This window comes from Lacinutrix sp. MEBiC02404, assembly GCF_053601575.1.
The window spans coordinates 1-402 of the sequence record NZ_JBSHNV010000014.1 but is presented as its reverse complement, the minus strand read 5'-3'; the positions used below and the strand labels follow the sequence as shown (position 1 = coordinate 402).

The following is a 402-nucleotide window of genomic DNA, read 5'->3' as shown; positions in this document are numbered from 1 at the left end:
GTTACATCACCAGTTTCACTAACCGTTGCATCATAATTACAAGAAGCATCCGTAAAAATTTCAATAGCTGCGGGAGCAGTAAATGTAGGAGTAATATTATCTGAAACGGTAATCGTTTGTGTTTGTGGCGTTGCAGTATTTCCACAATCGTCTGATAAAGTCCAAGTTCTAGTAATAATAAAAGAACCTTCACAAGCACCAGCCGTTACAACATCTGTAAAAGTCGCATCTAAAGTAGTATCACAATTATCAGCTTCATTGGTTACATCACCAGTTTCACTAACCGTTGCATCATAATTACAAGAAGCATCCGTAAAAATTTCAATAGCTGCGGGAGCAGTAAATGTAGGAGTAATATTATCTGAAACGGTAATCGTTTGTGTTTGTGGCGTTGCAGTATTT

The 402-nt window shown here is 37.3% G+C and carries 1 pseudogene; it reads right to left on the bottom strand.

Going from position 1 to position 402, the window contains the following annotated elements:
• Positions 1–402 (bottom strand): annotated as a pseudogene (locus tag ACVCXO_RS00065) (gliding motility-associated C-terminal domain-containing protein); the annotation flags it as partial.